Here is an 11,546-nt window from a genome sequence, read left to right as displayed (position 1 = left end):
AGAATGCACACAAACGTCAGATTCCATGCGGAAACTGATGCTTAATAAAAAGGAGGACAGTAAAGATGTCTACAATGAAGACTAATATTGCAAAGAGAGAAAAGAGCCTGATGGCGGCAAAAGCTATAGGCAGTCTTATGGCGATTGCTGTATTGGCTATTGTGATTTTTTCTACAAATGTGGTGACACAGGCAGATGAGATGGGAGCTGACGGCACGGCAGTTCTGGCCACAGCATCAGATGCAGTTCAGAGTGGAGTGATACAGGATGAGGATGGTTACTTCAGATATTATGTTAATGGTGAAGTGCAGAAAACTGCAGGCTGGATAGATGCCGATGATGGCACCAGATATCTTATAGATGAAAATGGCGTGGCAGCTATGAAGTTTACACGTTCTGGCGATACCATCAAGATATACAGATTCAGCGCTGATTCAAAGGACTGGACGATCTGCAAGAACGAGTGGCAGACAGTGGATAACGTTCTCTATTATCTGAACAATTCCGGACTGTGTGAAAAGATATACGATAATAGCAGCAAGAAGGCAAAGTCACTGAGCAGCGGCAAGCTTGTCCAGGTGAAGAACCAGATGCTTATTCTCAACGATGGCAGAACATATTATTTCAATTCAAATGGTGACAAGGTCACAAAGGGCGGTTGGTATCATATAAATTATGACAATATGGTATTTGTAACAGGCGGTGGATCCCACTATGTAAAGGAGAGGATCTACAAGGCATCAGGCATTTTCAGAAAGTATTCATTTAACGATTCAAAGAAGAGCTGGGATATGAACAAGAACCTGTGGAAGAATACAGGCAGAAAGCTGATGTATTTTGATGGATCAGGCACATGTACCATTCTGTATGATCAGGCATCGAATATATTGTACAGATACATATCAAGCAGCAAGTCATACAAGAGAGTCTCAAATGTGATCGACAAGCTCAACGGAAGCAGATACTACTTCTATGATGCAAATGGAAACAGACGTACATCATCAGGATGGAAGAAGGTAAATGGAAGTACCGCTTACTACGTATGTGACGGCGGATATGTTACCTCAAGATATACAGATCAGAAGGGGACAAAGAAGGTATACGACTTTGATTACTCGAAGAACACATGGGTGCAGAAGAAAAATATGTGGAAGACTGTCTACCGCAGCAGATATTATTTCGGCTCTAAAGGCGTAGCCACAATGAGCTATAACAACAGCACCAAGAAGGCATACAAGTTTACAGGCAGAAAGTGGAAGCCTGCAAAGAAGCTCATAATGAAGATCGGAAATGCCAATTACTATTTCAACAGCGCTGCAAAGCGAGTTGTAAAGGCTGGAAAGTATAAGACAGCCGATGGCTACATAGCATATGTCAACAGAAGAGGCGTTGTATATAAGAGAGAGTACGATCTCTCGGTCAAGAGATATTACACTATCGATCTTGGTAAGGGCAGAAAGACAAGAGTATATGGATATTATGATATAGGCGCGGCAAACAGACTGAGTAAGATGGTCAACCAGCATCGTGCAGAAAATGGACTTTCAAGCCTTAAGGTGTCAACATCTCTGACAGAGACCGCTACCACAAGAGCAAAGGAGATAAGCAACAAGTACAGCCATTACAGACCAAATGGAACACTGTGTCTCAACTCCATGTACGAGTTGTACGGAGAGAATCTTGCATGTGGTTTCAGTGGTGGAGATCTCGTATTCAGAGCATGGTCCAAGTCGACCGCACATGACAGCAATATGCTGAATACTACATACAAGACCATGGGCGTTGCAGTATTTGTGGCTCTCAAAAATGATAAACAGGGATATAAGAGATATTATGTCCTTACATTTGGTAAGTAATTTTAATTAGGAAATTAGTGGAAAATAAGACTGTTAAATCCCTCAAATTAAATTGAATTATATGGAGAAATAGAGTACCATACATAGTATAAGGCAAATAGTCGGATATAGAATTTGGCTAGTTTGGGAATGGAGATTGTGTGTGGGTTTCATATATTCGTCTTTAAATAGAGGTGCCGGCGAGAGTGTGGCACTATTTGACAATAGAATAGCCAGGATGCTTCCTTTTGTCACGGGAAAGGCATATTTTGACCTCAGGAATTATGATGCCCAGACTGGAGAATTCGGAGTATATATTGAATGGGATGGTGAGCTTGAGGCAGTGCTTGGATATTCACTGCCGGCGGGAGGATATTTCGTCAAAGCAACCACACCGCAGGCGTACAGATTCCACAGGCTCGACAGTGGATTGCCGGTATATATGAAGTTGATAGCGCAGAATGGCAGACTGTATCCTTACAGGATATATGTCATGATGGACGGCAGACCTTTCAGTGTGGAATTCGGCGGTGGAGTTCTGATCCCTTTTGAGGACAGATACGAAGAGCTTGGATGCGAAGCTGCGAAACAGACTGTGGATACTGGAAGCCAGAAGCTTTTGATGGGAAGTCAGAGTGGAATGACAGGAAGCCAGCGTTTTCAGTGGAATGGCAGCCGGATGAGACAGTTATTCGGTAGTCAGGGAGGCTTCAGATACCTGGCGGGAAGCCAGTATAGAATGATAGGAAGTCAGCGGTTCCGGTGGAATGGCAGTCAGATGAGACTGCTGTTTGGAAGTCAGGGAGGCTTCAGATACCTGGCGGGAAGCCAGTACAGAGTGTTTGGCAGCCAGCGTATGTTGTTGGGTAGCCAGAGAATATTGTCAGGCAGCCAATATAGAATATTTGGAAGTCAGCGGATAAAAAATATGCCGATGGTGCTTGAAAGTGACACACAGCAGCCACAGGACAGTATGGATTCAATCAGAACAAGCCAGGAGCTGATGGTTGAGTTCCCTCAGGAGTGGCAGCTTATCAACAGAAGCAGAAGACCGACCAGCCGGATTGGTGGCAATGCTAAGTTTGGATATGGACTGGATCTGATCTAGTACATGACCGGATCTTGGAGGATATATGAAGGATATAGAGGGATTCCACATATTGTGGACTGCTCCTTATTTTGAGAAAAGTAAAGATGACACTTACAGCATGCAGGATTATGAGCTTTTGACCATGATCCTGTCTGCTCTTATGTGGAGAAAAATGAATGGCCCTATCACACTTTACGGTGATGCAAGGGCCATTGATTATGTTGAGGGACAGGGATTGTCGCATATATGGAATGGCGGTATAAAAGAGATACAGGTTCCTGACAGCATATCCCCGGGAGTGTTCTGGGCTGCGGGCAAGCTGTATGCGCTTAAGGCGGCGCATATGCCGGCGGTCATGGTGGATCTGGACCTTATAGTGTGGAAGAATATAGGGGAATACATAGCGGGGACGGATATTTGTGCAATACACAGAGAAGGAATATATCCGGATGTATATCCCGGCAGGGACTTCTTCAATATGGACAGTTCGTACAGCTTTGATCCCCTGTGGAGCTGGGATGTTCCGCCGGTAAATACCTGTATGCTATATATGGCTAAGGAGCAATTTAAGAACTATTATGTGGACAGCTCCATACAATTTATGGAGAATTGTAGGGAGACTGAGGAAAATCTGTGCCACATGGTATTTGCGGAGCAGAGACTGCTTGCGATGTGTGCTGCGAGAAAGGGAAAGATCATTGCTTCATTTTTTCCTGAGGCGGCGGATATAGAGAGACAGGATGTGTTCACACATTTGTGGGGATATAAGAATATTCTGAAGTTTAACTATGGGAAAAGGGTTGAGTTTAACGGACGTCTCTGCGAGCGGATAGAGCGGGAGTTTCCGGAAGAGGCGGATGTTATAAGGGAGTTACATGTTTGTAGATAAAGTGCTGAAGAAGATACCCAGGGAGATATACATATATATACTGTGGGGAATTGTCGTGGGAGCGGTAAATCTTGGCTCCGCCTGGATATTTATGTACAAATGCGGGATAGAACCTGTCAGGGCCAACTTCCTGGCATGGATACTGTACAATTTTGTGTCATTCATAACAAATAGAAAATCGGTGTTCCACACTGTCGCAGAGACTGCGTGGGAGTTCATAAAAGAACTGGTGTCATTCTACGTGAGCAGGGTGTTCACACTGGTGGTGGAGGAGGGCCTGATTTATATACTGGTTGACAGGCTTCACCTGTGGGCGATGGGCATAAAGACGTTCACATCAGTGCTGGTGATATTCCTCAATTATTATATAAGCAAGAAGTTTATATTCAGAAAGATAAAGGAAAAACTGTAAGAGATATGTATAAATGCGAATGTTTATCGAAATTTTATAGAAAAACATGGACACAATTACTTCCAAACATTTGACAGTTGGAGTATAATTGAATGGTTAAATATGTATAAAAAGCAGAATAAGTAATGCAAGGAGATAAGTATGAAGAAGAGAGTAGTAATAACAGGCATAGGAGCCATAACTCCAGTCGGCAATACAGTTGACGAGTATTGGGATTCACTTAAGGAAGGAAAGCATGGCTTCGGACCTATTACACAGTTTGACGCTTCAGCATACAAGTGCAAGCTTGTCGGCGAGGTTAAGAACTTTGTAGCAAAGGACTACATTGATCCAAAGTCTGCAAGACGTATGGCTAGATTCACACAGTTTGCTGTGAAGGCAACCCAGGAGGCTATGGCAGATTCAGGACTTGATATGACAAAGGAAGATGCTTACAGAGTTGGTACATGTATTGGTTCAGGTGTTGGTTCACTTCAGGAGCTTGAGAACGCATATGGAACCATACTTACAAAGGGACCACTTCGTGTAAGTCCATTCGTAGTTCCTATGATGATCAGCAACATCGCAGCAGGTAACGTTGCGATCCAGTTTGGTCTCAAGGGCAAGAGTATAGATGTTGTAACAGCATGTGCTTCAGGAACAAACAGTATCGGTGAGGCATTCAGAACGATCCAGTACGGAGACACTGATGTCATGGTAGCCGGCGGATGTGAGGCAGCAGTTACACCTATCGGTATATCAACATTTGATTCACTTACAGCACTTACATCATCAACAGATCCAGACAGATGTTCTATTCCATTTGATAAGGACAGAAGCGGATTCGTTCTCGGTGAGGGTGCAGGTATTGTTATTCTTGAGGAGCTTGAGCACGCAAAGGCAAGAGGTGCAAAGATCTACGCAGAGCTTTCAGGTTACGGATGTTCAAGTGATGCACACCACATCACAGCACCTGAGGAGTCAGGTGAGGGACCAGCAGTTGCCATGACCAATGCGGTTAAGGATGCAGGACTTCCACTTGATGCGGTTCAGTACATCAATGCTCATGGTACAAGCACACATCTGAACGATCTTGTTGAGACACGTGCTATCAAGAAGGCATTTGGCGATCACGCAAAGGACATCAAGATCAATTCAACAAAGTCTATGACAGGACATCTTCTCGGTGCAGCAGGAGCCATCGAGTGTATTGCCTGTGTCAAGAGTATAGAGGAAGGTTATATCCACAGAACAAGAGGCCTTGTGGAGAGCGAGGAGGAGCTTGATCTGGATTATTGTAAGGAGCCATGCGAGATGGACGTTGATGTTGCGATCAGCAACTCACTTGGATTTGGCGGACACAATGCATGTATCGTCTTACAGAAGTATAAGGAGCAGTAAATATTATGTTATTTATCAAAAAAAAGGCAAAGGATGCCGAGATAATTGCAGCAAAGGCTGCAGAGGAGGCAAAGGCTGCTGAGGGAATTCAGGAAGCACCAAAGGTGGAGCTTGTAAAGTGCCCTAAGTGCGGAAGAGAAGTTGAGAAGGAAAGAGTGAAGAACGCAAAGTACATTTGTTATGAGTGCGGTTCTTACTTCAGAGTTAAGACCAAGAACAGAATAAGAATGGTCACAGATCCAAAGTCATTTGAGCCATGGTTTGAGGATATGCCAAGCTCAAATCCTCTTGGAACAGAGGGCTATGAGGATAAGGTTGCGGCTGCACAGGCCAAGACAAACCTCAAGGAGGCTGTTACTATAGGAAAGGCAACCATCAATGGTGAGCCTGCTGTAGTTGGTGTATGTGATGCAAGATTCCTCATGAGCAGCATGGGATATGTTGTGGGTGAGAAGATTGCCAGAGCTGTCGAGAAGGCTACAGAGGAGAAGCTTCCGGTATTCATGTTCTGCTGTTCAGGCGGTGCACGTATGCAGGAGGGAATCATTTCTCTGATGCAGATGGCCAAGACATCCGCTGCATTCAAGAAACATTCTGATGCAGGACTTCTGTATGTATCTATTCTTACAGATCCTACAACAGGTGGTGTTACAGCCAGCTTTGCAATGCTTGGAGATATTATCCTTGGAGAGCCAGGTGCGCTCGTAGGATTTGCAGGACCACGAGTTATCAAGCAGACTATTGGTCAGGAGCTTCCAGAGGGCTTCCAGAGATCAGAGTTCCTTGTTGAGCATGGTATCATAGATGGCATAATCACAAGAGACAAGATGAAGGACACAATGTATGATCTCATCGTCACACATAAGCAGAGACAGGGCTATGCTAACTTTGACAGTGCTGTTGAAGATGAGAAATTTGACATAAGCGAGATCCTCAAGGAGAGACTCAAGGATGACGAGCCTAAGACTCCGTGGGAGAAGCTCAGAGGTGCTCGTCAGATGAGCAGACCTTCAGGTTTCGACTATGTGAAGTATATATGCGATGATTTCCGTGAGATCCACGGAGATAGAACCATGAATGATGACAGAGCCATTGTGGGTGGTATCGGTCATATAGATGGACAGCCTGTAACAGTTATATCACAGGTCAAGGGAGCTTCCATGGCAGAGTGCATGGAGAGAAACTTTGGTATGCCTCTTCCTGATGGCTACAGAAAGGCTCTTCGTCTGATGAAGCAGGCTGAGAAGTTCGGCAGACCTATCATTACATTTGTAAATACACCGGGTGCGTTCTGTGGACTTGAGGCTGAGGAGCGAGGAATGGGTGAAGCCATAGCGAGAAATCTCTATGAGATGTCATCACTCAAGGTTCCTGTACTCTGTATCCTTATCGGAGAAGGCGGAAGCGGTGGAGCACTTGCCCTTGCAGTCGGCAATGAGGTATGGATGCTTGAGAATGCGACATACTCAATCCTTTCACCTGAGGGATATGCGTCTATCCTCTGGAAGGACAGCAACAGAGCTGAGGAGGCTGCAGAAGTTATGCAGATTACAGCGCAGGATCTCAAGAGACTGAACGTTATCGAGCAGGTCGTACCTGAGTACGGCGGAGCAGATGAGCAGTCAGTTCCATATATAGGCAAGTACCTTAAGATGAACATTAAGGAATTCCTCAAGAAGTATTCAGACAAGACTCCTGAGGAGATCGCACAGGACAGATACGACAGATTCAGAAATCTGTAGATCACAGATATACTATAGATGAAAGGCATTTCTCAAGTGAGAAATTTATCTCACGGGGAATGCCTTTTATTCATGCATATGTTGAAGTGATGGTGTTTTTTTGGTAAACTTTATGTATATGGCTGAAGATACAGCTTGAATTGGAGGAGCGTTTATGAAGAAACAGATAAAGGTTACTTTGATAGTTATCGTGGCCGCCATCATTGCGGCAGCAATCATATGGTACGTGATGTACCTGCGGGGCAAGGAGCAGGATCTGCTGACACCTGTGGGAACACGTGCAGAATTTATCGGTGATACAGACAAATATCCTACCATGCTTACAGCGAAGGGGACTCAGATCCTGAATGCAGACGGAGAACAGGTTGTTCTCAAGGGTGTGATGGTTCCAGAGTCGCGCAGTCTGTATGAGGAGAAGAAGTTTAATGAGGATTTCTACAAGGATGTATTTGCCAAGGGTGGTAATGCCATAAGGGTGCCAATAAGCCCTGTGGAGTACAAGAATGACGATTACTATATGTGGAGATATCTTGACCGCATAGTTACCTGGGCCGGAGAGAACGATAACTATGTTATTCTCGACTGGGATTATACAGGTAACCCGATAGATGGTTCCGGGGATGAGATGCCGGATCTCGACGAGAATCCGCTGGATTATTCTGCTGAATTCTGGAAGAACATTGCGGATTATTTCAAGAACACTCCAAATGTTATATTTGAGATATACAATGAGCCGGTTGGCATGAGTGATTCAGAGTGGAAGAGATGCGCGGAGAGCCTTATAGGAGTTATAAGGGATGCCGGCGCAAAGCAGCTTATAATCGTTGGAAGTCCGGATTACTGTTATGATCTCGGATGGCTTGACGAGCTCGGCGTGAAGAATGACAATACTGCGTTCTCTGTTCATGTTTACCCGGACAAGGTGTTCTGGCAGAAGTTCCTGTCGGGCTATGTGACAAGTTATCCTCTTATAGTGACAGAGTGGGGATATGCAGACGATGATGTCGAGGTCAAGAATGAGAAGCTGAAGGGCACCAGAAATGTATTTGGAATAAAATTTACCAGATATCTGGAAAAGCATGATATAGGATGGATTGCAGTTGGATATGACGATACGGTGGAGCCATCCATGTTTACTAAGGGATATAAGAAACTCACAAAATGGGGCGAGTATGTGACTGAGCTGCTTGGAGACAAGGAAGAATAAAGAGAATAACGGATAAAAGGGAGAAAATATATAATGGCAATCAGAATATTAGGAACAGGAAGCTACCTTGCGGAGAAAGAGGTATCAAATGATGAGCTTGCAAAGTATGTTGATACATCTGATGAGTGGATATCTTCAAGAACAGGTATAAAGAACAGAAGAATAGCTGTTAAGGAGACAACGACGAGCATGGCTGCTGAGGCTGCTGAGAGAGCACTTGAGATGGCAGGGAAGTCCGCAGAGAATGTGGAGCTTATAGTGCTTGCCACAGTCACTCCGGATTATTACACACCAAGCGGGGCGTGTCAGGTTCAGGCGGCTATAGGTGCGGATAAGGCGATTGCGTTTGATGTGAATGCGGCATGCTCGGGCTTTGTATTTGCCCTCAATGTTGCAAAGATGTATATAGAGACAGGGTTTGTGAAGAATGCTCTTGTAATAGGTTCGGAGACGCTGTCAAAGATACTTGACTGGAATGACAGAGGTACATGCGTATTGTTTGGAGATGGCGCAGGTGCCGCTTATATAGAGGAGTCTGACAAGGGAATCATAAGCATTGTCCAGGGTTCAATCGGCAAGAAGGGTATGGTGCTGAACTGCGAGAGCAGAAAGACTAACAATATATTTGTAAAAGATGAGATCAATCATGACTATCTGTATATGGATGGACAGGAGGTGTACAAGTTTGCGGTGAGACAGTGTCCTAAGTGCCTCCAGGAGGCTCTTGACAAGGCTGGAATGACCGTTGACGATGTGGATTACTTCGTACTCCACCAGGCAAATGTAAGAATTATTGAATCTGTTGCCAAGAGACTTAAGGCACCGCTTGAGAAGTTCCCTACGACTCTCGACTACACAGGAAATATGTCTGCGGCGAGTGTACCTGTACTTCTCGACCAGCTCGTGAGAGAGCACGGCCTGAAGCGCGGCGACAAGATCGCCATGTCGGCATTCGGCGCAGGGCTCACATACGGCGCTGTGGTTATGGAGTGGTAGAGGCTTTAACACCTGTAATTTTTGAGGGCGGAACGGAGCTCCTTGTAGTTTGGGAGTACTTTTTCTACCTCGGCCCAGAAAAGTGCGGAGTGGTTCATCTGCTTTCTGTGACACAGCTCGTGGACTACCACGTAGTCTATGATTTCGGGAGTGGTGTTCATCAGTGCACAGTTGAAATTCAGGTTACCGGAGGAGCTGCAGCTTCCCCAGCGGGTCTTCTGATGCCTGATGGTGATCCTTCCGTAAGTCACGTCTATTATCTGAGCAAAATGTTCTACACGTGAAGGCATATATATCCGAGCCTGTTCTGACAGTGCCTTTATATCGGCATCTGTCAGGGCAGTGCTTGGATTTTTTTCGTCTGACATATTGGAAATTCTTTTCTGCATGATTTCCAGATGGCTGCGGATCCAGTTTTGTCTGGAATCCACAAAGCTTTGGATTTGACTGTCGGTCATTCTGAGGGGCGCACGAACCTTTATGTTGAGGTCTCTGTCTATCTCGATACAGATAGATTTGCGCCTGCTCCTGACGACAGAATATTTGAATTTATCAGAATTGTTCATGGCATATTACCTGTCTTTGATAGGTACGTAGTCCTTAGGCTCTACAAGACTTGGATAAGCCGGACGCATTATCTTGTAGCTGTTGATCAGCTCCTCCATACGATGCGCACTCCATCCAACCACTCGGCCAATGGCAAATAGTGGTGTGTAGAGGGCGTAAGGGATCTTGAGCATCTTGTATAACAATCCGCAATAGTAATCTATGTTGATGCACACACCCTTGTAGATCTTGCGCTCCTCGGCAATGACCTCAGGTGCGATGCGCTCTATGAGCTCGTATAATTTGAATTCGTCCTTCTCGTGCTTCTCCTCGGCGAGCTTTTCTACATACTCCTTGATAATGACAGCTCTTGGATCTGACAGAGAGTATACAGGCTGGCCCATTCCGTATACCACGCCCGATTTGTCAAATGCTTCGCCGCGAACGATCTTCCTGATGTACTCACGGATCTGCTCCTCGTCCGTAACATCCTCGACATTGCAGTGTATGTTCTTCATCATCTCCATGACCTTGAGGTCTCCACCGCCGTTGAGCGGTCCCTTGAGTGAGCAGAGTGCTGCTGCGACTGTGGCGTATGTATCTGAGCCAGATGATGTGACAACACGTGTTGTAAACGTAGAGTTGCTTCCGCCTCCGTGTTCCATGTGGAGAACAAGGGCAAGATCGAGAACCTTTGCCTCAAGCTGTGTGTACTTTCTGTCTGAACGGAGCATGCTCAGGATATTCTCCGCAAATGAAAGCTCAGGATCCGGCTTGTGTATATAACAGCTCTTGCCAAGCTCATAATGTCTGTATCCCTGGAAAGAATATACAGCGAGTCTTGGGAATACACTTATTATCATAAGACACTGCTGAAGAACGTTGTCCAGAGATATATCCGTCTCAGACTTATCGTATGATCCGAGGGCAAGGATGCTCTTGGTCATATTTGAAATGATATCCTTGGTAGGGTTCTTCATTATGACATCTTGTATAAAGTTGTGTGGAAGGTCGTATGCAAGGTTGAGGACCTGTTTGAACTTGGCAAGCTCATTCTCGTCCGGAAGCTTTCCAAACAGTAACAGATATGTACACTCCTCGAAACCGAATCGTCCTTCCTTTGTAAATCCGTCTATCAACTGGCGGATCTCGTAACCTCTATAATATAATTCACCGTCAGCAGGAGTATGCTTTCCGTCCTCCATTGTATACGCCCGGCTTAGTGAAATGTTGGTGATGCCGGCATTTATTCCTATTCCATTCAGATCACGAAGTCCACGCTTTACGCCGTATTCCTCGTAGAGGTTGTTATCTATGGTATCGTTCTCAATACAGAGACCAAGACGCTCCTTCGTAAATGAACTAAGATTATTGATTGACATATATAATACTCCTTTCAGGTAAGTCTTCATTGAATTATCTCACTTATTTACAACTATTGCAATCCGA

10 protein-coding genes are annotated in these 11,546 nt (G+C 45.0%); 8 read left to right on the top strand and 2 right to left on the bottom strand.

Annotated elements, in window-relative coordinates; translation table 11 throughout:
- The first annotated feature begins 65 nt into the window (after positions 1–65).
- The 8 genes from ABUA31_RS06640 (at position 66) to ABUA31_RS06605 (ending at position 9,551) form a co-directional block, all read left to right on the top strand.
- Complete coding sequence (locus ABUA31_RS06640) at positions 66–1,856, top strand: CAP domain-containing protein (protein WP_015534519.1); 1,791 nt, start codon at positions 66–68, stop codon at positions 1,854–1,856.
- Positions 1,857–1,998: 142 nt separating this feature from the next.
- Positions 1,999–2,943, top strand: a complete 945-nt coding sequence (locus ABUA31_RS06635) for a hypothetical protein (protein ID WP_349818648.1) — start codon at positions 1,999–2,001, stop codon at positions 2,941–2,943.
- A 25-nt stretch (positions 2,944–2,968) separates the two neighbouring features.
- On the top strand, positions 2,969–3,814 hold the full coding sequence (locus tag ABUA31_RS06630; RefSeq protein ID WP_015534520.1) for a DUF6734 family protein: 846 nt from the start codon (positions 2,969–2,971) through the stop codon (positions 3,812–3,814).
- Complete coding sequence (locus ABUA31_RS06625) at positions 3,801–4,226, top strand: GtrA family protein (protein WP_015534521.1); 426 nt, start codon at positions 3,801–3,803, stop codon at positions 4,224–4,226. Before ABUA31_RS06630 ends, ABUA31_RS06625 begins: the two co-directional genes overlap by 14 nt.
- 141 nt (positions 4,227–4,367) lie before the next feature.
- Entirely contained in the window at positions 4,368–5,606 is a 1,239-nt protein-coding gene (fabF, locus tag ABUA31_RS06620; protein ID WP_055222324.1) for a beta-ketoacyl-ACP synthase II, read from the top strand.
- A 5-nt stretch (positions 5,607–5,611) separates the two neighbouring features.
- Positions 5,612–7,348 (top strand): acetyl-CoA carboxylase carboxyl transferase subunit, encoded by a 1,737-nt coding sequence (locus tag ABUA31_RS06615; RefSeq protein ID WP_015534523.1) that lies wholly within the window; start codon positions 5,612–5,614, stop codon positions 7,346–7,348.
- A 154-nt stretch (positions 7,349–7,502) separates the two neighbouring features.
- On the top strand, positions 7,503–8,555 hold the full coding sequence (locus ABUA31_RS06610; protein ID WP_022215986.1) for a glycoside hydrolase family 5 protein: 1,053 nt from the start codon (positions 7,503–7,505) through the stop codon (positions 8,553–8,555).
- 33 nt (positions 8,556–8,588) lie between these two features.
- The gene (locus ABUA31_RS06605) at positions 8,589–9,551 is read left to right on the top strand and encodes a beta-ketoacyl-ACP synthase III (RefSeq protein ID WP_117550048.1); all 963 of its coding nucleotides are present in this window, start codon (positions 8,589–8,591) and stop codon (positions 9,549–9,551) included.
- Positions 9,552–9,556: 5 nt separating this feature from the next.
- Here ABUA31_RS06605 and ABUA31_RS06600 read toward each other — a convergent pair whose 3' ends face one another.
- Complete coding sequence (locus ABUA31_RS06600; protein WP_161171388.1) at positions 9,557–10,117, bottom strand: M48 family metallopeptidase; 561 nt, start codon at positions 10,115–10,117, stop codon at positions 9,557–9,559.
- A gap of 6 nt (positions 10,118–10,123) precedes the next feature.
- The gene (locus tag ABUA31_RS06595; protein ID WP_015534527.1) at positions 10,124–11,479 is read right to left on the bottom strand and encodes a citrate synthase; all 1,356 of its coding nucleotides are present in this window, start codon (positions 11,477–11,479) and stop codon (positions 10,124–10,126) included.
- Positions 11,480–11,546: the final 67 nt, after the last annotated feature.

This window comes from Coprococcus sp. RTP31081st1_H1_RTP31081_211007, from assembly GCF_040227275.1.
GTDB lineage: Bacteria > Bacillota > Clostridia > Lachnospirales > Lachnospiraceae > Coprococcus > Coprococcus aceti.
This window is presented reverse-complemented; position numbering and strand designations above follow the sequence as displayed.

Excerpts from the sequence above, each read along its gene's own strand:
- ABUA31_RS06640 (WP_015534519.1), top strand. The coding sequence starts at position 66 with ATGTCTACAATGAAGACTAATATTGCAAAGAGAGAAAAGAGCCTGATG.
- ABUA31_RS06630 (WP_015534520.1), top strand. The coding sequence starts at position 2,969 with ATGAAGGATATAGAGGGATTCCACATATTGTGGACTGCTCCTTATTTT.
- ABUA31_RS06625 (WP_015534521.1), top strand. The coding sequence starts at position 3,801 with ATGTTTGTAGATAAAGTGCTGAAGAAGATACCCAGGGAGATATACATA.
- fabF (WP_055222324.1), top strand. The coding sequence starts at position 4,368 with ATGAAGAAGAGAGTAGTAATAACAGGCATAGGAGCCATAACTCCAGTC.
- ABUA31_RS06615 (WP_015534523.1), top strand. The coding sequence starts at position 5,612 with ATGTTATTTATCAAAAAAAAGGCAAAGGATGCCGAGATAATTGCAGCA.
- ABUA31_RS06610 (WP_022215986.1), top strand. The coding sequence starts at position 7,503 with ATGAAGAAACAGATAAAGGTTACTTTGATAGTTATCGTGGCCGCCATC.
- ABUA31_RS06605 (WP_117550048.1), top strand. The coding sequence starts at position 8,589 with ATGGCAATCAGAATATTAGGAACAGGAAGCTACCTTGCGGAGAAAGAG.
- ABUA31_RS06600 (WP_161171388.1), bottom strand. The coding sequence starts at position 10,117 with ATGAACAATTCTGATAAATTCAAATATTCTGTCGTCAGGAGCAGGCGC.
- ABUA31_RS06595 (WP_015534527.1), bottom strand. The coding sequence starts at position 11,479 with ATGTCAATCAATAATCTTAGTTCATTTACGAAGGAGCGTCTTGGTCTC.